The organism is Streptomyces sp. NPDC031049, from assembly GCF_055571015.1.
Map to the genome: position 1 here is coordinate 323,993 of NZ_JBVIGC010000004.1, position 21,960 is coordinate 345,952.

The following is a 21,960-nucleotide window of genomic DNA, read 5'->3' on the forward strand; positions in this document are numbered from 1 at the left end:
GCTTCCCCCCGTCATTCCTCCTCCGCCTCCGCCCGCCGCTCCCGCGCGTACGCCCCCACGCACAGGCCCATCAGCTCCGACAGCGGCGCGGCGCCGCCGTCCTCGGTCTCCCCGGTGCTCGCGCTGACCGCGGGCACGGTCGGCGCGACGACGACGCCGGGGCGGGCCCGCAGGGTGTCGAGGTGCCCCCGGACGACCGGGCTGAGCTGGGCGCCGGGCGGCAGCGAGGGGGCCACGCCGACCAGCGCCGAGGTGGACTGAAGGGCGCACAGCAGCGGCGTGTCGGTGAGCCCGAGCGCGTACCGGCTCAGGAAGTGCATCGTGGCCGGGTGGACGAGGACCAGGTCGGGCCAGCGAGCCAGTTCCACGTGCGGGGCGGTGCCGGGGCCGGCCTCGTTCCAGTCGTCGGTGACGACGTCGTTCCCGCTGAGCGCGGCCGTCGCCTCGGCGGAGACGAAGCGGCGCGCGGAACGGGTCAGCACGACCCGTTTCTCCATTTCCGGAAACGTGTTGCCCAGCCAGTTGGTCCAGAAGGGCAGAAAAGCCACGCTGAGCGCTCCGGTGCCGACGAGCAGAACCCGCCGGAATCCGGGGTCCGCGACACCGGTGGGGTCCGGGACCTCCATGACCGTCCTCCTGGAAAACGCGTGGTGGTTTGCCCGGGGAGGGGCCGGTGGCCGGCACCGGCCCCTCCCCGCGGGTCACTGATCGGTGTGTCCGGTCAGCACTTCTTCTCGATGGTCTTGGCGGTCAGCGAGCCGAGGGCCGCGGCGCACTGCTGCGAGGAGCGGGCCGTGATGATGGTCGCGCGGATCGCCCACGGGATGGTCGGGCTGAACGCGGGCGCGGCGTCCTTGCCGTCGTACAGGCCCAGCTCCTCGGCGGAGGTGTAGGCGGTGTAGCCCTCGAACAGGTCCTTCTCGTTCTGGGTGGACTGCATGGTTCTCTCCCTTGTGACAGTGGATCGCGGCTGCCGAGCGGATGCGCTTGTCAGCCGCCGTCCGCCGCCGTTCGCTGCGGACGAGAGAAATATGGCCCACCGAAAAAGCCGCCCGCCATTGTCAGTTACGGCATGACCCGAAGCGGCAATACCGGGACCGGCATGACCGAAACGGCAATACCCCGTCCGGCAATACCGGGACCGGCATCGCCCACCCGGAATTGCCCCACCCGGAATTGCCGCACCCGGCAATGCCCCACCCGGCATAGCCGCAACCGCCAATACCGGCGCCCCCGTTCGCCCGCGTAAAAAGAACAGGGTGAACATTCCTGACTCATCAACCACCCAGGCCCCGCGGCCCGCGCCCCGGCCGCCGCTGCGGGCCCTGCTCGCCCACGCGCGCCCGCACCGGCGCGTCCTGATGCTGGTCCTGGCGCTGACCCTCGCGGGCAGCGCGGCGGGGCTGGCCCAGCCGATGGTCGTCGAGTCGGCGCTCACGGCGCTCATGACCGGCACGGGGCTGCGCGACGAGATCCTGCTGATGCTGGCCCTGCTGGCCGGCTCGATCGTGCTCACCTGGAGCCAGGCCCTGGTCAGCGAGCGCACCGCGGAGAAGGTCGTGCTGCACGTCCGGCGCGGGCTGATCCACCGTCTGATCCGGCTGCGTACCAAGGAGTTGGACAAGACCGAACCCGGCGGTCTGACCACCCGCGTGACCTCGGACAGCACGCTCGTGCAGCACGCGGCGACCAGCGGTGTCATCCAGCTGCTGGACGGAGGCATCCACCTGCTGGCCACCATCGTCCTGATGGGCGTGACCAGTCTGCCGCTGCTCGGCATCACCTCCGGCGTCCTGCTGGTGGTCGGTGTCGCCATGGGCGTGGTGATGCCGCGGATCCGCAAGGTCACCACCCGCGCGCAGACATCGGTCGGCGAGATCGGTGCCGCCCTGGACCGCGCGCTCGGCGCCGCCCGGACCGTGAAGGCCAACGGCGGCGAGGCGACGGAGACCGCGCGCGCCGTCGCGGCGGCCGAGGACGCCTACCGCGCGGGCCTGGCCGGCGCCCGCTACCACGCCGCGATCGCGGTGCTCTCGGCGCTGGTCGTGCAGGCCTCGTTCCTGGCGGTCATCGGCTTCGGCGGCGCCCTGGTCGCCACCGGCACCCTCGACCTGGCGGCGCTGATCGCCTTCCTGCTCTACCTGTTCAACCTCGGTGGCCCGGTGCTGTCCCTGGTCGGCGGCACCACCTCGCTCCAGCAGGGCCTGGGCGCGCTCACCCGGATCGAGGAGGTCGAGCGCATGGAGATCGAGACGGACGTGGACATCACCCCCGCCCGCCCCGCCGGCCCGCCGCCCCGGGTCACCCTGGAGCACGTCACCTTCGCCTACGCGGGCCGCGCCACCACCCTGGACGACGTCAGCCTCACCGCCCCGGCCGGCGCCGTCACCGCGCTCGTCGGCCCCTCCGGCAGCGGCAAGACGACCGTGTTCTCGCTGCTCCAGCGGTTCTACGACGTCGACGCCGGCCGCGTGCTGCTCGACGGCACCGACATCACCACGCTGAGCCGCGCCGAGGTGCGCCGCCGGATCGCGTACGTGGAGCAGGACACCCCGATGCTGGCCGGGACCCTGCGGGAGAACCTCCTGTACGCCGCCCCAGACGCCACCGACGAGGAGGTCGAGCGGGTGCTGCGGGACACCCTGCTCGACTCGTTGGCCGCCCGGCTCCCCGAGGGCCTGGACACCCACGTCGGCGCCCGCGGCCTGGCCCTGTCCGGCGGTGAGCGCCAGCGTCTGGCCATCGCCCGCGCGCTGCTGCGCCGCCCCCAGGTGCTGCTGCTCGACGAGGCGACGGCCCACCTGGACGGGCTGAGCGAGACCGCGCTGCGGCACACCGTGGAACGGGCGGCGGAGCACTGCACGGTCATCCTGATCGCCCACCGCCTGTCCACGGTGACCTCGGCCGACCACATGGTGCTGCTCGCCGGCGGCCGGGTGCGCGACCATGGACGGCACGGGGAACTCCTGGGCAGGGACGAGCTGTACCGGGACCTGGCGGCCACCCAGCTGACCGCCACGGGAGCGTGAGCGCCCAAGTGAGCGCCCCCCTCACCTGACGTACTGACCACCCGTCAGACCGCACAGCAAAGGAAGACCGCATGCCGAAGGACCCGGCGACCGCGACCTCACTCGACAAGCAGGACCAGCAGGACCGCCAGGACCAGCCGGACGACCAGCACGCCCACGACACCCACGACGACCGCGACGGCCACGGCGACAAGGCCCGCGACGACTGGGACGAGGACGCCGAGGAGCAGCCCGTCCGCGAGACCGTCACCGAGGACGACCGGTTCGGCACGATATCCGTCCACCTGGACACCGAGCTGGGCGAGGTCGTCGTCGAGGGCGACGCGGTGCCCCGCATCGACCTGTACCGCGAGGAAGACACGGAGGCCGACGACCACACGCCGATCGGCACCCGGGACGGGGACCTGCTCACGCTGCTCGTCGACGGCGAGCGGGCCGGACTCGTCCTGGCCAAGGGCCGGCTGACCCGGCGCTCCTTCGCCGTCGACGTCCGGTACGGGGAGCGCACCTGGCGCCTGGTGCCCGACTCGATCCCGGGCAGCCGCCTGCTGCGGGACGGTGAGCACGTCGGGGACTTCTCCTCCGACGGTGACGGGCACGTGCTGGCGGAGTGGCGCGAGGGCGTGGAGTACGAGGCGCTGGACGTGTCCCTGGGCCACGCGCTCGCCGCCGCGTTCGGCACCGGCGCCCAGCCGATGTGGATGCTCGCCGTCGAGGCCGTCGGCGACATGCTCCCCGGCTGACCCGGACCCGCCCGGCACGGCAGGCCCGCCCGCCCCGGACAGGAAGGAGCCCCTCCGGTGCCGTACCGGAGGGGCTCTGGCGTGTTGGCCGGGTCGTCAGCCGCACGCCCCCCGGATGTCGTCCGCGTACAGGTGCGAGACGATCGCCGCCTCGAACCGCGAGGTGAGGTCGAGCTTGCGCACGATGCTCGCCGTGTGGGCCCGCACGGTGCGCTCCGCGATGCCGAGGCGGCGCGCGAGCCGGCGGTTCTGCTCCCCCGTGGCGAGCAGCAGCAGGACCTCCCGCTCGCGGTCGGTGAGCGCGGAGAAGTCGGGCGCGTGCTCCTGTACGACAACAGCCATGTGTGTCCCCCTGGTTGTACGGACGTGTCCCGTTGCGTCGGCTCGTGACCGGCGTTCACGTCGGCCGGTGTCCGACCGCTTCCCAGCCTGCCAAGAGCCGGGCCGCCGGACAGGACGCGCGGGCAGCAGCTTGCTGCACCGGGGGCGGCACCATCCTGCCGGACGACGACCGCGGGGCCTTGACCAACGCATTACCCTGTGTCGTGATCTTTTCGGTGGATTCCGCTTCGTCGCGGCCCGACCAGCCGTCTCCGGCGACGTGTCCACCGGCCCGCGCAGTACGGGAGGACCACGGGGGAAGGATGAAGAACGATGGCAGCATGGGCCTGCTGGGGCTCACCGCGATGGAGGAGCGCGTCTACCGCCACTTCCTGAGGAATCCGGGCACGTCGGCGGAGGACATCCAGCTGCTGCTGCACGCACCGCAGGAGGAGGTCCGCGCGGCACTGGGCCGCCTGACCGGCCTCGGTCTGCTGCGGCCCGGCGAGCAGGAGGGCACCCTGACGGCCGCGGACCCCGAGATCGCGGTCGGCCTGCTCACCGACCGCAGACTCAGCGAGCTGCACCACGAGTTGCAGCAGGTGACCAGACCCCGCCACCTGGTCGAGGAACTCCGCGCCGAACAGGGCGCCCGCACCTCGGCGGGCGGCGGCGTCGAGCGGATGACCAACCTGGCGCAGATCCGGGAGCGGATCGACGACCTCGCCTTCTTCGCCCGCGAGGAGATCCTCTCGGTCGAGCCCTACCAGGCGCTCACCCCGGAGAACATCGAGCACGCGCGTCCCTTGGACAGCCGCTGTCTGCGCCGCGGGGTGCGCATCCGCAGCGTCGTCCTCGAGGCGGCGCTGGGCGACGCGGCGACCGCGGCCTACCTGCGCGCGCTGAGCGCCCAGGGCGCCAGGATCAGGGTCGCCCCGGACATCACCGAGCGCGTCCTCGTCTACGACCGGCACACGGCCCTGGTGCCGGCCGACCCCGAGGACACCTCGCGCGGCGCCCTGGTCGCCCGGGAACCGGGGCTGGTGGCCAGCATCCTGGCCCTGTTCGAGAAGATCTGGGACCGGGCCACCGACCTGGACCGGCTGCTCGGCGACCCGGACGCGGACGCTGTCTCCCTCTCCCCCATGGAGCTGGAGGTCCTGAAGTCCATGTGCCGCGTCACCAAGGACGAGATCGGCGCCCGCGAACTGGGCGTCTCGCTGCGCACCTACCGCCGGCACGTCGCCGACGTCCTGCGCACCCTGAACGCCAGCAACCGCCCGCACGCGGCCCTGCTGGCCCGGGAGCGGGGCTGGATCTGACCGTCAGCCGGCGGCGTCGACGCCCGCGGTGCCGGCGGCGTCGGTGGTCCAGGAGTGCAGTGCCGGATCGCCGAGGGCCTCGGCCAGCCAGGTCCGGGCCGCCGAGGGCGGCGAACCGGCCGGGGGCCGGATCCGCAACTGGATCCGGCCCCCGTCCTCGTCGAGTCGCCAGGAGTGCTCCCACCCCTCGGGCAGCTTGCCGAGGATTCTGACCACGGCGGTCGCGGCGGGCGCGGTGCCCCGCGGTCTGCGCACCAGCACCAGGTCCTGGAACTCCGTGTCCTTCATCCCGTCCGTCTCACTGCCACCCGTTGACCGACACCCGGACCGACGGCCCGCCCTTGCCGGTGACCGTCGCGCCCACCGTCGTACTCACCGGCAGGGCGACCAGCAGGCCCAGCGCGAGGGCCGGGAACCCCTTCCTGACGATGGTGCAACGGCGCGCCTTCTGCGTTTCCCCCGTGTTCTCCATGCCTCCGACTCTGCCAGTGCCGGGGCACCGGCTGAAGACCGGACGCTGTCAGGATCCTGCACCGGTCACGGCACTTGCTGTCAGCGGGCCGGCACGGCATGCGCGAGGGCCCGGAGATCCCTACGGATCTCCGGGCCCTCGCGCCGCGCCGAGGCGGTGTCAGTCCGACTGCTGCCGCTTCGGACGCCACACCACCAGCGCGCTGGTCTGCTGCACCTCCTGGTAGGGCACCAGGTCACGGCGGTACGAGGCGTGCACCGCCGCCTCCCGCTGGCGCATCGCCGTGGCCGCGCCGTCGAGCGCGTCCTGGAGCTCGGCGACCCGGGCCTGGAGGGCGGCGACCTGGTTCTCCAGTTCGATGATGCGCTTGATGCCGGCCAGGTTGATGCCCTCGTCCTGCGACAACTGCTGCACCTGCCGGAGCAGTTCGATGTCGCGGGCCGAGTAGCGGCGGCCCCGGCCGGCGGTGCGGTCCGGCGACACCAGGCCCAGGCGGTCGTACTGGCGCAGGGTCTGCGGGTGCAGGCCGGAGAGCTGGGCCGCCACCGAGATGACGTAGACCGGGGTGTCCTCGGTCAGTTCATACGGATTGCGTCGACGGCCGTCCATCTCGAATCAAGCTCCCTTCGCGGCCTGGAACAGCTCCGCCCGCGGGTCCTCGCCCGCGGTCGCCTCGCGATACGCCTCGAGCGCGTCACGAGCCTTCCCCGTCAGGTCCTTCGGAACACTCACCTCGACGGTGACCAGCAGATCGCCGCGGGTGCCGTCCTTGCGGACCGCGCCCTTGCCGCGGGCCCGCATGGTCCGCCCGTTGGGCGTGCCCGCCGGCAGCTTCAGCGTGACCGGCGGCCCGCCCAGGGTCGGGACCCGCACCTCCCCGCCGAGCGCCGCCTCGGCGAAGGTGACCGGGACGGTGACGGTGAGGTTGTCGCCCTTGCGGCCGAAGACGCGGTGCTCCTTGACGTGGACCACCACGTACAGGTCGCCCGCCGGGCCGCCCCGCTCGCCGGGCGCGCCCTTGCCCCGCAGCCGGATCCGCTGTCCGTCCGACACCCCGGCCGGGATGCGGACCTGCATCGTCCGCGAGGACTTGGCGCGTCCGGAGCCCTTGCAGACGTCGCAGGGGCTCTCGGCCATCAGGCCGCGGCCCTTGCAGTCCGGGCACGGGTCGGTCAGCGAGAAGCCGCCGCCGGAGCCCCGCGCCACCTGGCCGGTGCCGACGCAGGTCGGGCACACGCGCGGCGTGCCGTTCTTGTCGCCGGTGCCCGAACAGGCCTTGCAGGGCTGCTGGGAGGACATCCTGAGCGGCACCGTGGCGCCCTCGATGGCCTCCGTGAAGCTCAGGGTGACCTCGGACTCGATGTCCTGGCCGCGCCGCGGCTGGGTGCGGGTGCCCGCACCGGCACCGCCGCGGTTGAACAGACCCCCGAAGACGTCACCGAGTCCGCCGCCGAAGCCGCCGGCCCCCTGGCCGCCGCCCTGGGCGCCGCCTCCGAAGAGGTCGCTCAGGTCGAAGTTGAAGGAGCCGCCGCCCGCCCCGGGGCCGGGGCGGAAGCCGCCGTTGCCGAAGAGGGCGCGGGCGTCGTCGTACTCCTTGCGCTTCTTGGGGTCGCCGAGGATGTCGTTCGCCTCGGAGATCTCCTTGAAGCGCTCCTCGGCCTTGGCGTTGCCCTTGTTGGCGTCCGGGTGGTACTCGCGGGCGAGCTTCCGGTACGCCTTCTTGATCTCGGCCTCGGTGGCGTCCTTGGGGACGCCGAGGACCTTGTAGTAGTCCTTCTCGATGAAGTCCTTGGTGCTCATCCCCGACGTCCCTCCTCTCGCATCGATGCAGGTCCCATCGATTCAAGCTCAGCCCTCGTCCGGGCCACCGCTCTCCTTGTTCTCCGCGGACTCCGCCTTGCCCTCGGCACTCTCCTCGGCCGGCTTGACCGTCTGCGCACCCGGCTGCGGCTCGGCCACGGCCACCCGCGCGGGGCGGATGGTGCGCTCGCCGATCCGGTACCCGGGCTGCAGAATCGCCACGCACGTCGTCTCGGTGACGTCCGGGGCGTAGGAGTGCATCAGGGCCTCGTGGATCGTCGGGTCGAAGGGCTCGCCCTCCTTGCCGAACTGCTGGAGGCCCAGCTTGGCCGCGACCGTCTCCAGCGACTCGGCGACGGACTTGAACCCGCCGACCAGCTCGCCGTGCTCCCGTGCGCGGCCGATGTCGTCGAGCACCGGGAGCAGCTCGGTCAGGAGGTTCGCGATGGCGATCTCCTTGACGGCGGCCCGGTCCCGCTCGACCCGGCGGCGGTAGTTCTGGTACTCGGCCTGGAGCCGCTGGAGGTCCGCCGTGCGCTCGTTCAGCGCGGTACGCACCTGGTCCAGCTGGGCCACCAGACCCGCGTCCTGGCTCGCGTCCCCGGCCGGGGCCGCCCCCGCCTCCGAGGAGGGGGCGGCGGCCTTCGGCTCGGCGTCGTCGGTGTTCTCGGCGCCGGAGGGGACGTCGGGCTTCTCGTCAAAACCCGGGGTCTCCTCCGTCACGCGGCACCGTCCTTGCGCTCGTCGTCGACGATCTCGGCGTCCACCACGTCGTCGTCGGCCTGCTTGGCGCCACCGGCCGCGGCGCCCTCGGGCCCGCCGGCGGCCTGCGCGCCCTGGGCGTCGGCGTACATCGCCTGGCCCAGCTTCTGCGAGACGGCGGCGACCTTCTCGGTGGCGGTGCGGATCTCGGCCGTGTCCTCGCCCTTGAGCTTCTCCTTCAGCTCGTTGACGGCTTCCTCGACCTCGGTCTTGATCTCGCCCGGGACCTTGTCCTCGTTGTCCTTGAGGAACTTCTCGGTCTGGTAGACGAGCTGCTCGCCCTGGTTGCGGGTCTCGGCGGCCTCGCGGCGCTTGTGGTCCTCCTCCGCGTAGCGCTCGGCCTCCTCGCGCATGCGGTCGACCTCGTCCTTCGGCAGCGAGGAGCCGCCGGTGACGGTCATCTTCTGCTCCTTGCCGGTGCCGAGGTCCTTCGCCGTGACGTGCATGATGCCGTTGGCGTCGATGTCGAAGGAGACCTCGATCTGCGGGACGCCGCGCGGCGCCGGGGGCAGACCGGTCAGCTCGAACATGCCGAGCTTCTTGTTGTACGCCGCGATCTCGCGCTCGCCCTGGTAGACCTGGATCTGCACCGACGGCTGGTTGTCCTCGGCCGTGGTGAAGATCTCCGAGCGCTTGGTCGGGATCGTGGTGTTGCGCTCGATCAGCTTGGTCATGATGCCGCCCTTGGTCTCGATGCCGAGGGACAGCGGGGTGACGTCGAGCAGCAGGACGTCCTTGACCTCGCCCTTGAGGACACCGGCCTGGAGCGAGGCGCCGACGGCGACGACCTCGTCCGGGTTGACGCCCTTGTTGGCCTCCTTGCCGCCGGTCAGCTCCTTGACCAGCTCGGCGACGGCCGGCATACGGGTCGAGCCGCCGACGAGGACGACGTGGTCGATCTCGCTCAGCTGGATGCCGGCGTCCTTGATCACGTTGTGGAACGGGATCTTGCAGCGCTCGAGCAGGTCGCTGGTGAGCTGCTGGAACTGGGCGCGGGTGAGCTTCTCGTCCAGGTGCAGCGGGCCCTCGGCGGACGCCGTGATGTAGGGCAGGTTGATCGAGGTCTCGGTGGAGGAGGACAGCTCGATCTTGGCCTTCTCGGCGGCCTCACGGAGGCGCTGGAGCGCCATCTTGTCCTTGGACAGGTCCACGCCGTGGCCGGACTGGAACTGCTTGACCAGGTAGTCGACGACGCGCTGGTCCCAGTCGTCGCCACCGAGGTGGTTGTCACCGTTGGTGGCCTTCACCTCGACCACGCCGTCGCCGATCTCCAGCAGCGAGACGTCGAACGTACCGCCACCGAGGTCGAAGACCAGGATGGTCTGGTCCTCCTTCTCCAGGCCGTACGCCAGCGCCGCCGCGGTCGGCTCGTTGACGATGCGCAGCACGTTCAGGCCCGCGATCTCGCCGGCCTCCTTGGTGGCCTGGCGCTCGGCGTCGTTGAAGTACGCCGGGACGGTGATGACCGCGTCGGTGACCTTCTCGCCCAGGTAGGACTCGGCGTCCCGCTTCAGCTTCTGGAGGATGAACGCCGAGATCTGCTGCGGGTTGAAGTCCTTGCCGTCGAGGTTGATCTTCCAGTCGGTGCCCATGTGGCGCTTGACCGACCGGATGGTGCGGTCCACGTTGGTGACCGCCTGGCGCTTGGCCACCTCGCCCACGAGGACTTCGCCGTTCTTGGCGAAGGCGACGACGGACGGCGTGGTCCTGGCGCCCTCGGCGTTGGTGATGACGGTGGGCTCGCCGCCCTCCAGAACGCTGACGACGGAGTTAGTCGTGCCCAGGTCGATGCCGACCGCACGTGCCATGGTTGATTCCTCCAGCTGACTTGAGTGGAACAGGCTCAAGTGTGCACGACGGCCTGGGCTGGGTCAACAGAGCTGAGTCGAGCTGACTCAACTCTTATCCGTTCCTTACACGCAACGACGCTCTGACCTGCGGCAATACGGAAACGCAGACCCGGCGAACGGGAAAATCCGCCTCACGACAGAGTGACGCACGGGCGCCCGCGGCAGCGCGAGCACGACGGCGCGGCGGCGGTGGTGGCGACGGTGGCGGTGTTCCCGTAGCGCGGCGACCTAAAATAGGGCGAACATCACGATTCCCCATGAACGGCAGGCTCCGGCCGCACGGCAGACCCGGGCCCCGACACCGCTGCGCTCAGGGTTGCCTCAGCGACGCAGATCACCGCGGCCCTGGCTACAGTGCGGCAGAAGATGCGGGTAGTCTCGAACGGACTGCATAAGTTACCGCTTAGTAATCAGATCTCGCAGGCCCGAGGAGCCCCCATGCAACTCGCCGCGATCATCGTGTCGCTGGTGCTGACCGTGGTCGGCGTGGCGCTGCTCGCGCGCGCCATCGGTCAGTTCGTCCGGTACTTCAAACTGGGCCAGCCCGTACCCGCCGGCACCCGTACCGACAACCCCTACCAGCGCAGCGTGACCCTGGTACGGGAGTTCCTCGGCCACACCCGCATGAACCGCTGGGGCATCGTCGGCATCGCCCACTGGTTCGTGGCGATCGGCTTCCTGACCCTGCCGCCGACCATCGTCACGGCGTACGGCCAGCTGTTCCAGGCCGACTGGGTGCTGCCGGTGCTGGGCGGCTTCCTGCCGTACGAGCTGTACATCGAGTTCATCAGCGCGATGACGACCCTCGGCATCCTGGTGCTGATCGTCATCCGGCTGCTGAGCCTGCCGACGCGGCCGGGCCGCAAGTCCCGGTTCACCGGCTCCAAGATGGGCCAGGCGTACTTCGTCGAGTACGTCATCCTCACCATCGGCCTGGCCATCTACGTGCTGCGCGGCCTGGAGGGCGCCCTGCACCACGTGGAGGGCTACGAGGCCGCGTACTTCGCCTCGTACCCGCTGGTGCTGGCCTTCGAGGGCCTGAGCGTGGCGACGCTCCAGAACCTCGTCTACTTCTTCGCGATGATCAAGCTGGGCACGACCATGATCTGGATGATCACGGTCAGCCTGAACACCAACATGGGTGTGGCCTGGCACCGCTTCCTCGCGTTCCCGAACATCTGGTTCAAGCGCAAGGCCGACGGCGAGACCGCCCTCGGCGCCCTGCTGCCGATGACGTCCGGCGGCAAGCCGATCGACTTCACCGACCCCGGCGAGGACGACGTCTTCGGCGTCTCCCAGGTCGAGCAGTTCTCCTGGAAGGGCCTGCTGGACTTCTCCACCTGCACCGAGTGCGGCCGCTGCCAGTCGCAGTGCCCCGCCTGGAACACCGGCAAGCCGCTCTCCCCCAAGCTGCTGATCATGTCGCTGCGCGACCACGCGCACGCCAAGGCGCCCTACCTGCTCGCGGGCGGCGGCAAGACCATGGAGGGCGAGGAGAAGGCCTCCGAGGAGCAGCTGGCGGGCGTCCCCGCGGCGGCACTGGCGGAGGCCGAGCGCCCGCTGATCGGCACCGCCGAGGACAACGGCGTCATCGACCCGGACGTCCTGTGGTCCTGCACCACCTGCGGCGCCTGCGTCGAGCAGTGCCCGGTCGACATCGAGCACGTCGACCACATCGTCGACATGCGCCGCTACCAGGTCATGATCGAGTCCGCGTTCCCGTCCGAGGCGGGCACGATGCTCAAGAACCTGGAGAAGAAGGGCAACCCCTGGGGCCTGGCCAAGAAGCAGCGCCTGGAGTGGACCAAGGAGGTCGACTTCGAGGTCCCGGTCGTCGGCAAGGACATCGAGGACCTCACCGAGGTCGAGTACCTCTACTGGGTCGGCTGCGCCGGCGCCCTGGAGGACCGCGCCAAGAAGACCACCAAGGCCTTCGCGGAGCTGCTCCACATGGCGGGCGTGAAGTTCGCGATCATGGGCGGCGACGAGAAGTGCACCGGTGACTCCGCCCGCCGCCTGGGCAACGAGCCGCTCTTCCAGGAACTGGGCATGGAGAACGTCATGTCCCTCAACGCCGCCTTCGGCGAGGAGATGGACGACGACGGCAAGGTCACCGACGAGTCGCGCAAGCCGAAGTCGGCGAAGAAGATCGTCGCCACCTGCCCGCACTGCCTCAACACCCTCGGCAACGAGTACCCGCAGCTCGGCGGCGACTACGAGGTCATCCACCACACGCAGCTGCTCCAGCACCTCGTCGACGAGGGCAAGCTCACCCCGGTCACCCCGGTCGAGGGCATCATCACCTACCACGACCCGTGCTACCTGGGCCGCCACAACAAGATCTACACGCCCCCGCGCGAGATCATCGGCAAGGTCCCCGGCATCCGCAACGAGGAGATGCACCGCCACAAGGAGCGCGGCTTCTGCTGCGGCGCCGGCGGCGCCCGGATGTGGATGGAGGAGCGCATCGGCAAGCGCATCAACAACGAGCGCGTCGACGAGGCCCTCTCCCTGAACCCGGACATCGTCTCCACCGCCTGCCCGTTCTGCCTCGTCATGCTGACCGACTCGGTCAACGGCAAGAAGAACGACGGGAAGGCCAAGGAGTCCATCCAGGTGGTGGACGTCGCCCAGCTGCTGCTGGAGTCGGTCAAGACGCCGGTGGACCCGGAGGGTTCGGCGGAGTCGGAGACCGCGCCGGAGCCCGAACCGGTGAAGTGACCCCGGCGCCCCGCCCGGCGCCCCGCCGACGCCCCCGTGCCCGCAGCCGGACACGGGGGCGTCGGCGTGTGCCGGGGCCCGCCGGCCCCTCGGCGGGCCCCTTAAGGGAAGCCCCGGTCAACCCCCGTAGGGGATGTCACAGGTCGGCCGCAATGGCGGTGCGGAAAGGCCGGGCCGGGCACGTCACTCTCGGGGACCAGGTACGTTCGAAGGCGTGGCTGGATTCAGGATCGGACGCGGCCGGGACAACGGCGCTCCTCAGACGCGACCGCAACACCCCCCGCACGGACAGCAGACGCCGCAGGGACCGCCGTACGGCCATCCCCCGGCGCCGCAGCCGTACCCGCCGCAGCAGCCCTACACGGGCGGCGCGGGCGGCGGGCCGTGGCCGCACGCGGGGCACGGCGGCGGCCACGGCGAGCCGGAGTACTTCGGTGACGGCGGCTACGGCCAGGGCGGCCCGCACGGCGGCCCCCAGGCCCCGCACGATCCCTACGCGGCCAACAACCCGGGTCACACCCAGGCCTTCGCGATCGGCGAGGACCCGTACAGCCAGGGCGAGACCTACCGCGCCGGTTCGGCCCCGCCGCCCGGCCCCATCGGTCCGCGCCTGCACTGGAAGGAACTGCTCAGGGGCATCGTCCTCGCCCCCGGCCGCACCTTCCTCCAGATGCGCGACTACGCCGTGTGGGGCCCGGCCCTCGTCGTGACCTTCCTCTACGGCCTGCTGGCCGTCTTCGGCTTCGACGGCGCCCGCGAGGAGGCGATCAACGCCACCCTGTCGAACGCCGTCCCGATCGTGCTGATGACGGCCGTCGCCATGGTGCTCAGCGCCTTCGTCCTCGGCGTCGTCACCCACACGCTGGCCCGCCAGCTCGGCGGCGACGGGGCCTGGCAGCCGACGGTCGGCCTCTCCATGCTGATCATGTCCGTCTCGGACGCGCCCCGCCTGCTCTTCGCCCTGTTCCTCGGCGGCGACGCACCGTTCGTCCAGGTCCTGGGCTGGGCCACGTGGGTGGCGGGCGGCGCGCTGCTGACGCTCATGGTCGGCCGCTCCCACGACCTGCCCTGGCCGAAGGCACTGGGGGCGTCGGCGATCCAGCTCATCGCCCTGCTGTCGATCGTGAAGCTCGGCACCGTCTGAGCCCCGGTCCCCCGTGAGCCGGGGGGCGCGTCCGACGCCGGAGCCCGCGTGGGGCCCGCCGGGATCTCCCGGCGGGCCCCACGCGCGTGCACGCCCCCAGCCGCCCGGGGGCGGCCGTCGGGGGACGGCCGTCCGGGGATCAGCCCTGGTCCGACCCCTCGATGTCCTTCAGCGCCCGCGAGTTGTGCAGCGAGGCACCGAACTGCGGGTAGTTGACCGGGTCCATGCCGGCCTCCTTGCCCCGCAGCCGGACCACTCCGGGCGCGGTGGTGGAGAGCTGCTTGCCGTCCGACGGCAGGACGGTCACCGAACCGTCGCCGTTGTCGTCCCACAGGGACCCGACGGCCACCTCGGCCTTCCCGTCGCCGTCGAGGTCGCCCGCCGTCAGGTTGGCGCCCCACTGCTGACCCCAGTGCCAGGTGCCCGGCACACCGGCGCTCGCCTGGTGGAAGTACTGCACGCGCTCGTCGGTGTCGACGCCGTCCGCGGAGCCGTAGAGCACGGTCACCGCGCCCTTGTTGTACTGCTGCCCACCGTCGGCGTCGCGGAAGTCCTCCTGCTCCACCCCGACCGACAGGTCCATCCGGCCGTCGCCGTCGATGTCGCCGAGGGCGACCGCCGAGCCGAACTTGTCCCAGTTCTCCGAGCCGCCGGGGACGTTCCCGGACTCCTGCGTGATGGTCTGCGTACGGGACGACGGGCCCGCGGCGGAACCGTAGTGGACGATCACCTTGCCGCCGATCGGGCCGTCCGGCGTGGTGCGGCCCCAGTAGACACCGGTGACGATGTCGCCGTAGCCGTCGCCGTCGATGTCCCCGACGGCGCCGCTCACCCCGCCGGGCAGCCGCTTGCTGCCGACCGCGGTCAGGCCGTCCGGGGAGCCCGGCAGGTAGTAGTTGGTGTTGTGGTACACGCCGGCGGCGTCGGCCTTGTCGCTCAGGCCGTCGACCACCAGGTCGGTGTGGCCGTCCCGGTCGACGTCGCCCGCGGTGAGGTTGAGGATGCCGGCGTCCAGGGCACCGCGCAGCGGCATCGGCCGCGAGGCGACCTCGCCCGCGGTGCCGTCCCTGCCGATACCGCCCTGGAAGACGAGCAGCGTGCTCGACGACGAGCCGACGACCAGGTCGTCCTTGCCGTCGCCGTCGAAGTCGCCCGCGGCGAGCGCGGCCCCGAAGTGGTCGTGCCGGCTCGGCGCCGGGTCCGCGACCACCGTGCCGGACCTCAGCCCCTGCGGGGAGCCCCACAGGATCTGCACCTCGCCGTTGTTCGCGTCCCCCGGCACGTCCTCGCGCGGGGCGGAGACGGCCAGGTCCGCATAGCCGTCCGAGTCGAAGTCGCCGGCGGCGGTGGAGGCGCCGAACAGGTCGTACGGCTCCGCCTCGCCCGGCACGTCCGGCGAGTCCTGGTCGAGGTAGGCGGACCGCTCGGGCGACACCCCGCCCCCGGTGCCGTAGTAGACGACGATCCCGCCGGCCCCGAAGTCGCCGTCGCCGCCCTTGCCGAACACGCTGCCGCCCACCCTGGCACCCGGGCCGCCGACGGCGAGGTCCCGTATCCCGTCGCCGTCGAAGTCCCCCGGCAGACCGGACCCGGCCGCGACCGCGGTTCCGGGGGCCACGGAGAGCAGCCCTCCGGCCATCACGGCCGCGACGGTGGTGGCCAACGCGGCACGGCGATATCTGTATCCCACGGGACAGTCTCCTGAACACTCCGGTGACAACTGACACGACGGCGCCCCGACGCCTGGCACCGGCATTCCCGGACTCCGGTACTCCGGTACTCCGGTACTCCGGTACTCCGGTACTCCGGCACCTGACACCGCCGCCTGGGAGACCCGCGGGACGCAATCTTGGTTGTGCTCACCGGACGTACGAGAAATCTTCATCCGCCGTACAACTGTTCTTCCCGCTCGTGGGTCTACGTGCCGAGTCAACAGACTCCTCCGAAGCAGCGGGCCCCGGCCCCGTGGTCACCACGCCAGTGGTCACCACCCACCAGGGCCCCTCTTGTCACTTGGGGAAGCATCCATGCGTATGCGTGCCAGCCTGGCCGCCGCGACCCTGTCCGGCGCCCTGGCCCTCACGGCTCTCGTCGCCCCGGCCGCACAGGCCGACGACACCCCGGCCGTGCCCGATGTCACGCCGTTCATGACCGACGGCGAAGTGTCGACGCGGGACGTCGACGACATCCAGATCACCAAGGTCACCGTCAACGCCAACAAGGACGTCGTGGTCGGCGGGACGTACAAGAAGACCTTCAACGTCTACGTGACGGCGACCAACCCCGAAGGCGTCGAGGGCGTCCAGGCCTTCCTGTGGCACGGCAGCGACCTGGAGACCGACGTCGACGGCGCCATCGTCCCGGACACCGACGACATCTCCACCGACTGCGAGCACTGGAGCGCCACCAAGTCCACCTGCAAGGTGGTCCTGACGGCCGACCCGAACACCAACATCTACGACAGCGGTCTGGCCGGCCGGTGGAACGTGTACGCCGCCGCGGTGGGCACGGACTACGACCTCGTCGAGAACTACACGTACAAGAACCACTGGGTGAAGCGCGCCGCCCAGATCAAGTCCCTCAACGCCACCCCCGAGCCGGTGAGCAAGGGCAAGACCATCACGGTCACGGGCAACCTGAGCCGCATCAGCTGGACGTACCTGAAGTACTACGGCTACGGCAGCCAGCAGGTCCAGCTCCAGTTCAAGAAGGCCGGCAGCAGCACCTACACCACCGTCAAGACGGTCAGCAGCTCCTCCTCGGGCGCCGTGAAGGCCACGGTGACCGCCTCCGCCGACGGCACCTGGCGGTTCTACTACCCGGGCAACAGCACCACGTCCTCGGCGACCTCGGGCGGCGACTACGTCGACGTGCGCTGACATGCGCTGACGTGCGCTGACGTGCGCCGACGCTCGTTCGCCGGTACGGGACAGCCCCGCGGTCGATGCGCCGACCGCGGGGCTGTCCCCGTGCGCTGGTGTCCCCGTGCGCTGTGTCCCCGTACTCCCGCGGGCCGGGCCGCTAGGCGTCGAGCACCTGCCCGCTGCGCCGGACGACCGGCGGCTGGACGGACCACGGGAAGTTGATCCAGTCCTCGGTGCGCTTCCACACGTACTCGCACTTCACGAGGGAGTGGGACTTCTCATAGATCACGGCGCTGCGGACCTCGGCCACGGTGTCCAGGCAGAAGTCCCGCACCAGCTTGAGCGTCTTGCCGGTGTCGGCGACGTCGTCGGCGATGAGGACCTTCTTGTCGGAGAAGTCGATGGCGTTCGGTACGGGGGCCAGCATGACCGGCATCTCCATCGTGGTGCCGACGCCCGTGTAGAACTCCACGTTGACCAGGTGGATGTTCTTGCAGTCGAGCGCGTACGCCAGCCCGCCGGCCACGAAGACGCCGCCGCGGGCGATGGAGAGCACTATGTCGGGCCGGTAGCCGTCGTCGGCGACCGCCTGCGCGAGATCGCGTACGGCGACGCCGAACTGCTCGTAGCTGAGATTCTCCCGTACGTCACTCATACCTGGATTACCTGCGTCCTGGCTCATACCCGGCTCATACCTGGGTCCGATGGAAGTTGATGTAGGACCGGGAGGCGGTCGGCCCCCGCTGGCCCTGGTACCGCGACCCGTACCGCTCGCTCCCGTACGGGTACTCGGCCGGGGAGCTGAGCCGGAACATGCACAGCTGCCCGATCTTCATACCGGGCCACAGCTTGATGGGCAGCGTCGCCAGATTGCTCAGCTCCAGCGTCACGTGCCCGGAGAAACCGGGGTCGATGAACCCGGCGGTGGAGTGGGTGACGAGCCCGAGCCGCCCGAGCGAGCTCTTCCCCTCCAGCCGCGAGGCGAGATCGTCGGGCAGCGTGATCACTTCGTACGTGCTGGCCAGCACGAACTCGCCGGGGTGCAGGATGAAGGGCTCATCCCCCTCGGGCTCGACGAGCCGGGTCAGGTCGGTCTGCTCGACGGACGGGTCGATGTGCGGGTACCGGTGATTCTCGAACACCCGGAAGTAGCGGTCGAGGCGCACGTCGACGCTCGACGGCTGGACCATGGAGTCGTCGTAGGGATCGATCCGTACCCGCCCGGCATCGATCTCGGCCCGGATGTCCTTGTCTGAGAGAAGCACGCCCCGAGGATACGCAAGGCGCGCGGAGCGCCCACAATCGGACGGCTTCGCGCGCCTGACCAGGTATCCGGCGGGGCGGGCCCTAGTGCTTGCCCGCTCCGACGGGGACGACGCTGCGCAGCCGCGCGCACCGCGGACAGCGCATGAGCCGTCCGGGGCCGAGTCGCTCGGCCTGCTGCATCGGGAACGACGAGGTGCTGAACACGTGCCCATCGGCACAGCGGACGACGGTGCGCTCCATCAAGTCCTTCAAGTCCCTTCCCCAAGAGCCGCGTCTGGCTTGCTGCCCTGACGACAAAAGCCACAGTACGGGATCAAAGGAACGACTCTCCAGGCGGCACTCCGCCCGCCCTCCAGGCGGCGCCCCACACCCGCGAGGCCGTTCCCGGGTGCCCCACCGTACGCCCCAACTCCGGCCCGCCGCAGCCGCATCACACCGCTGAAACACAGCGAGACCCCACGGCGCGGGCACCGGGGGCCAGTGATGAGGTAGAGTGTCGAAGCGTCCGGACACCGGCTCCGAGTCGGCGTCTTACGCGGGTGTAGTTTAATGGTAGAACATCAGCTTCCCAAGCTGAGAGCGCGAGTTCGATTCTCGTCACCCGCTCCACTCTGAACCCCCAGGTCATCAGCCTGGGGGTCTCTTGTTCTCTAGTGCAATCGCAGGGTGGCGTGCCTCCGCGTGCTCTAAGTGCAGGTGGGTGGTAACGGCGCGACTGAATGACCGGAGAGGTCCTGGACGCGCTGGCCAACTCGACATGGGCTTCTTCGTCGTGACCGCCGCGGCGAAGTGGCACGCCAGGAAGCATCACAGCCAGCAGGCCGCCGCGGCCCGGCAAACCGCCGAGCACCTCCGCGCCGCCTATCAGGCCGCCGCAGTCCAGCCCATGACCGTACTCAGCCAGCGAGGCCGGCGACTGGCTCCACGTGTTCGGCAACAGCAGGCGAACCTTCTCCACCAAGTGCTGCCGGAGCTGGCCGACCAGATCCAAGCCGAGGCCCGGGTGGCCGGCCTTGGCCGTCACACTCGACGACGCCCGGAGGGCCGGCCATGACCCGGCCACGCTGCTGACCGAAGCCACGGCACGGCGCGAACTACGCTCCGCCGGATCCATGAGCGACGTCCTCGTCTGGCGCCTGCGCCGCAGCGCTCACCTGCCCGCACTACCCGACGACCGCAATGCCACGGCCCTCCGAGTCAACCGGCACACCTCGCGTTCGGCGCCCACCACGCAGTCGGCGCCCGGCCCGACAGGGAATGCTCCCCGCCGTGGGCGCTGACGACCGCGGTCCTGATCACCCGTACCGGGCCACGGTGTACGCGGTGGGCTCGTTCAAGGTGCCTGCTCCGATCCCGTCGGTGATCTGTATGACGTCGAAGCCGGCGAGGGTCACGTACAGCTCCAGTTCACGCGGCCCGAGAACACGCCGACGGATCACGTCCCGTGTTTCCTCACCTGAGTCGAACACCCTGTGCCGCCGCATGGTGTTCATCCGGGCCCGCAGGTCCCACTCGTAGCTGATGGTCACATGGGCCGTGCCCGATCCGGTCTCGACCTCTGCTTCCTGCGGCTCATCACGCTCGACCGGGGCTACGGAGCAGCAGAGTACGAGGAGCGTCCCAGGACGGGCGTGCGCTGCGAAGGTCCGGAAGACCGCCTGGATGTCCTGGTTGTCGTACACGTAGGAGAGGGAGTTTCCCAGGCAGATGGACGCTCCGCTGGACCAGCGCGGGACATCCGCCCCCACTGCTCCTCTCCCCGGACGGCACCGCGTGCTACCTGGAAGCCGGCCAGGGACTGCTCCTCGGCACCGGACCCGTCGGCGGCGCGGGCCGACCGGACGCCACACATCCCCTGGAGCCAGGCTCCACCCTGCTGCTCTACACCGACGGGCTCGTCGAGACCCCGGGCAGCGACCTCGACACGGGCCTGGACCGGCTGCGCCGGCACGCCCTCGCGCTGGCCCACGAACCGCTGGACACCCTGTGCGGCGACGTGCTCGCCCACCTGCCGCCCGGCAGCACCGACGACGTGGCCCTGCTCGCCCTGCGCCTGCCCCCGCCATGAGACGGCGGTGGTGTCGCCCGGGCCGTGCCGCAGAGACGCCCGCCACTGCCGCGGCACGGTTGACCGACCGTCACACCCCTTTTGCTCACCGATGACTACGCTGACGAGACCGAGGGGCATCAGCACGCCGGTGGCGGACCGGTTCCCCCTGGTATCCGCCGGCGTTCATCGAACGGGAGGGGCTCCCGCGGAGTACAGTGACCGGCAACCTTTCCTGTCGCACAGCGAGGTCGTCATGACGTCCCAGGAAGCACCCCCGGCCGGGTACGCCGACGTACAGGTCGTCGCCGCGTCACCCGAGGTCGCCCGTCGGGTGGCGGAGGTCCTCCGCCACAGCTTCGCCGCGACGGAGCAGCGCAGCTTCCCCGCGGGCGGCGACGGCGGCACCCGACTCGAACTCACGGTGGACACGACCCGTGTGGAGGAACCGGCCCGGTCGTGGCTGGAGGCCAGCCGCTGAGGCCGGCGCCTCTTGTCAGGGAGCATCGAGGAGTAGCCTGAGGGCATCGAGGGCTCTCGCGGGTCTGCGCAGCCGCCGGTCCCGTCCTCGGTGCAACACCGCGGGGCGCTCCGTCCGTAGATCGGGGAGGCCCGCAGTCAGGCTTGTCGTCATGACCTTGAACACGACCCGGCTCCGCCCGCACGCGGCGCCCTTCCGGCCTCGTGCCGCGCGTCTCGTCCTCGGATCCGCCAGCCGTTTCGGCCGGCCGGACGGCGTCTGGTGGCCACGGACCCGCGACCTGGCGCGCGAACTCGGTGAACTGGCCGACGTGATCGATCCGCTGTGGGGGCGGCTCACCCACGTCGCCGTCAATCCCCGTCACTGGCGGCTCACCCCGCACGGTGTGGTCGTCGTCAACGATCACGAGGTGACGGTCGACCGTTTCGCCGAGTCCCTCGACCCGCACCGGATCCTGCTGCAGTCCTACACCGCGGGCCAGTGGGATCTCCTCGTGGTGCCGCCCCTGACCAGCACGTCGTCAGCCACCCGGCTCATGGCCGCGGCGGCGTAGGGCAGCGTGCATGTGGAGCGGCGTGAAGGGTGCACGCCCCGCCCAGCCGGCTCGGTCCGGTGGCGATCAGGCGGGGCGTCCCCGGCCGGCACGTTCGGCGCCGGTGTCGATGAGGATCTGTTCCGCCCGCGTCTGACTGCCGGGGCGAACGGCCGCGGCCATGGCGGCACGCGCCGCGTCGGGCGTGGCGTGCGGTGGGACGACGAGGAGCGAGAAGAGGTCGTTGCCACCCCGGGTGATCAGGACGGTGTCGTCACCGGCCGGGAAGGAGTCGATGTGGACGACACGGCCGTCGACCGTCATCCGCGTCGGCAGATCCTCCCAGGCGTCGCTGTCCAGGCCGACACGGGTGATGTCCCCGAGGTACTCGGACAGCGCGGAGACCAGGCCGGGGAGTTCACCGCCGAGATCGCGGGAACGGGGCCACCACGCCCCGTCGAGCACGCCCTGCCGGTCATGGGTCGTCTCGAGCCGCACCACGGCGGTTCCCGGTCGTGGAAGAGTCCGGTGGACGGCGTCGGGCAGGGGCCTGGTCACCCGCGGAGAATCGGGGTCGGACATCGCACTCGCCTGCCTACCGGGGAC

Annotated in this window: 23 protein-coding genes, 1 tRNA gene and 2 pseudogenes; 11 read left to right on the forward strand and 15 right to left on the reverse strand. The window is 70.8% G+C overall.

All coding sequences use genetic code 11. From position 1 onward, the window contains the following. Positions 1–11: 11 nt before the first annotated feature. Together lxmD and lxmA are read right to left on the reverse strand one after the other, a co-directional pair. On the reverse strand, positions 12–626 hold the full coding sequence (gene lxmD / locus ACZ45Q_RS09180) for a peptide terminal cysteine decarboxylase LxmD (protein ID WP_468257165.1): 615 nt from the start codon (positions 624–626) through the stop codon (positions 12–14). 95 nt (positions 627–721) lie between these two features. Beyond that, positions 722–940 (reverse strand): lexapeptide family class V lantibiotic, encoded by a 219-nt coding sequence (gene lxmA, locus ACZ45Q_RS09185; RefSeq protein ID WP_141310909.1) that lies wholly within the window; start codon positions 938–940, stop codon positions 722–724. A 319-nt stretch (positions 941–1,259) separates the two neighbouring features. Between lxmA and ACZ45Q_RS09190 the strand changes: the two genes are divergently transcribed. After that, on the forward strand, positions 1,260–3,029 hold the full coding sequence (locus ACZ45Q_RS09190; protein WP_468257169.1) for an ABC transporter ATP-binding protein: 1,770 nt from the start codon (positions 1,260–1,262) through the stop codon (positions 3,027–3,029). 71 nt (positions 3,030–3,100) lie between these two features. Continuing rightward, the gene (locus tag ACZ45Q_RS09195; protein ID WP_468257172.1) at positions 3,101–3,772 is read left to right on the forward strand and encodes a hypothetical protein; all 672 of its coding nucleotides are present in this window, start codon (positions 3,101–3,103) and stop codon (positions 3,770–3,772) included. A 96-nt stretch (positions 3,773–3,868) separates the two neighbouring features. Here ACZ45Q_RS09195 and ACZ45Q_RS09200 read toward each other — a convergent pair whose 3' ends face one another. After that, the gene (locus ACZ45Q_RS09200) at positions 3,869–4,114 is read right to left on the reverse strand and encodes a helix-turn-helix domain-containing protein (protein ID WP_468257174.1); all 246 of its coding nucleotides are present in this window, start codon (positions 4,112–4,114) and stop codon (positions 3,869–3,871) included. 302 nt (positions 4,115–4,416) lie between these two features. On the opposite strand from ACZ45Q_RS09200, the gene ACZ45Q_RS09205 reads away from it, so the two are divergent. Continuing rightward, positions 4,417–5,415 carry a helix-turn-helix transcriptional regulator gene (locus ACZ45Q_RS09205; protein ID WP_468257177.1) on the forward strand — a complete coding sequence of 333 codons (999 nt, stop codon included), beginning with the start codon at positions 4,417–4,419 and terminating at the stop codon, positions 5,413–5,415. A 3-nt stretch (positions 5,416–5,418) separates the two neighbouring features. Here the strand turns inward: ACZ45Q_RS09205 and ACZ45Q_RS09210 are convergent, their stop codons facing one another. From ACZ45Q_RS09210 to dnaK, 6 genes are all read right to left on the reverse strand, one after another. Then, the gene (locus ACZ45Q_RS09210) at positions 5,419–5,703 is read right to left on the reverse strand and encodes a hypothetical protein (protein ID WP_468257180.1); all 285 of its coding nucleotides are present in this window, start codon (positions 5,701–5,703) and stop codon (positions 5,419–5,421) included. 10 nt (positions 5,704–5,713) lie between these two features. Beyond that, positions 5,714–5,887 carry a hypothetical protein gene (locus ACZ45Q_RS09215; RefSeq protein ID WP_468257182.1) on the reverse strand — a complete coding sequence of 58 codons (174 nt, stop codon included), beginning with the start codon at positions 5,885–5,887 and terminating at the stop codon, positions 5,714–5,716. A 159-nt stretch (positions 5,888–6,046) separates the two neighbouring features. Beyond that, positions 6,047–6,496, reverse strand: coding sequence for a heat shock protein transcriptional repressor HspR (locus ACZ45Q_RS09220; RefSeq protein ID WP_468257185.1), 450 nt, complete (start codon positions 6,494–6,496; stop codon positions 6,047–6,049). A gap of 6 nt (positions 6,497–6,502) precedes the next feature. Continuing rightward, positions 6,503–7,687, reverse strand: coding sequence for a molecular chaperone DnaJ (gene dnaJ, locus ACZ45Q_RS09225; RefSeq protein ID WP_468257188.1), 1,185 nt, complete (start codon positions 7,685–7,687; stop codon positions 6,503–6,505). Between the two features lie 48 nt (positions 7,688–7,735). Next, positions 7,736–8,410 (reverse strand): nucleotide exchange factor GrpE, encoded by a 675-nt coding sequence (grpE, locus tag ACZ45Q_RS09230; RefSeq protein ID WP_468257191.1) that lies wholly within the window; start codon positions 8,408–8,410, stop codon positions 7,736–7,738. Continuing rightward, positions 8,407–10,257, reverse strand: a complete 1,851-nt coding sequence (gene dnaK / locus ACZ45Q_RS09235; protein ID WP_468257194.1) for a molecular chaperone DnaK — start codon at positions 10,255–10,257, stop codon at positions 8,407–8,409. The genes grpE and dnaK overlap by 4 nt, the downstream gene beginning before the upstream one ends. A gap of 480 nt (positions 10,258–10,737) precedes the next feature. On the opposite strand from dnaK, the gene ACZ45Q_RS09240 reads away from it, so the two are divergent. Next, positions 10,738–13,020, forward strand: a complete 2,283-nt coding sequence (locus tag ACZ45Q_RS09240) for a (Fe-S)-binding protein (protein ID WP_468257197.1) — start codon at positions 10,738–10,740, stop codon at positions 13,018–13,020. 133 nt (positions 13,021–13,153) lie between these two features. After that, complete coding sequence (locus ACZ45Q_RS09245; RefSeq protein ID WP_468257200.1) at positions 13,154–14,164, forward strand: Yip1 family protein; 1,011 nt, start codon at positions 13,154–13,156, stop codon at positions 14,162–14,164. A 139-nt stretch (positions 14,165–14,303) separates the two neighbouring features. Here the strand turns inward: ACZ45Q_RS09245 and ACZ45Q_RS09250 are convergent, their stop codons facing one another. After that, positions 14,304–15,854, reverse strand: coding sequence for an FG-GAP repeat protein (locus ACZ45Q_RS09250; protein ID WP_468257202.1), 1,551 nt, complete (start codon positions 15,852–15,854; stop codon positions 14,304–14,306). Positions 15,855–16,191: 337 nt separating this feature from the next. Between ACZ45Q_RS09250 and ACZ45Q_RS09255 the strand changes: the two genes are divergently transcribed. Next, entirely contained in the window at positions 16,192–17,043 is an 852-nt protein-coding gene (locus ACZ45Q_RS09255) for a calcium-binding protein (RefSeq protein ID WP_468257205.1), read from the forward strand. 142 nt (positions 17,044–17,185) lie between these two features. Here the strand turns inward: ACZ45Q_RS09255 and ACZ45Q_RS09260 are convergent, their stop codons facing one another. The 3 genes from ACZ45Q_RS09260 to ACZ45Q_RS09270 form a co-directional block, all read right to left on the reverse strand. Next, complete coding sequence (locus ACZ45Q_RS09260) at positions 17,186–17,683, reverse strand: phosphoribosyltransferase (protein WP_468257208.1); 498 nt, start codon at positions 17,681–17,683, stop codon at positions 17,186–17,188. 34 nt (positions 17,684–17,717) lie between these two features. Then, complete coding sequence (gene dcd / locus ACZ45Q_RS09265) at positions 17,718–18,293, reverse strand: dCTP deaminase (protein ID WP_468257211.1); 576 nt, start codon at positions 18,291–18,293, stop codon at positions 17,718–17,720. Positions 18,294–18,375: 82 nt separating this feature from the next. Beyond that, positions 18,376–18,546: a hypothetical protein gene (locus ACZ45Q_RS09270; RefSeq protein WP_468257566.1), complete on the reverse strand. Its 171-nt coding sequence runs from the start codon at positions 18,544–18,546 to the stop codon at positions 18,376–18,378. Positions 18,547–18,829: 283 nt separating this feature from the next. Here ACZ45Q_RS09270 and ACZ45Q_RS09275 point away from each other — a divergent pair. Together ACZ45Q_RS09275 and ACZ45Q_RS09280 are read left to right on the forward strand one after the other, a co-directional pair. Continuing rightward, positions 18,830–18,903: transfer RNA gene (locus ACZ45Q_RS09275), tRNA-Gly, on the forward strand. A 121-nt stretch (positions 18,904–19,024) separates the two neighbouring features. Further along, a pseudogene (locus ACZ45Q_RS09280) lies at positions 19,025–19,574 on the forward strand (mobilization protein); the annotation flags it as partial. Between the two features lie 15 nt (positions 19,575–19,589). Here the strand turns inward: ACZ45Q_RS09280 and ACZ45Q_RS09285 are convergent. Further along, a complete protein-coding gene (locus ACZ45Q_RS09285) occupies positions 19,590–20,042 on the reverse strand; it encodes a hypothetical protein (protein ID WP_468257213.1) in 453 nt (150 codons plus the stop codon). On the opposite strand from ACZ45Q_RS09285, the pseudogene ACZ45Q_RS09290 reads away from it, so the two are divergent. The 3 genes and pseudogenes from ACZ45Q_RS09290 to ACZ45Q_RS09300 form a co-directional block, all read left to right on the forward strand. Next, positions 19,997–20,362 (forward strand): annotated as a pseudogene (locus ACZ45Q_RS09290) (PP2C family protein-serine/threonine phosphatase); the annotation flags it as partial. The gene ACZ45Q_RS09285 and the pseudogene ACZ45Q_RS09290 sit on opposite strands and share 46 nt — an antisense overlap. Before the next feature lie 235 nt (positions 20,363–20,597). Further along, complete coding sequence (locus tag ACZ45Q_RS09295; protein WP_468257216.1) at positions 20,598–20,822, forward strand: hypothetical protein; 225 nt, start codon at positions 20,598–20,600, stop codon at positions 20,820–20,822. Positions 20,823–20,973: 151 nt separating this feature from the next. After that, on the forward strand, positions 20,974–21,375 hold the full coding sequence (locus tag ACZ45Q_RS09300; protein WP_468257219.1) for a DUF5994 family protein: 402 nt from the start codon (positions 20,974–20,976) through the stop codon (positions 21,373–21,375). A gap of 66 nt (positions 21,376–21,441) precedes the next feature. On the opposite strand, the gene ACZ45Q_RS09305 is transcribed toward ACZ45Q_RS09300, so the two are convergent. Continuing rightward, positions 21,442–21,936, reverse strand: a complete 495-nt coding sequence (locus ACZ45Q_RS09305) for a DUF5994 family protein (protein WP_468257222.1) — start codon at positions 21,934–21,936, stop codon at positions 21,442–21,444. Between the last annotated feature and the right edge of the window lie 24 nt (positions 21,937–21,960).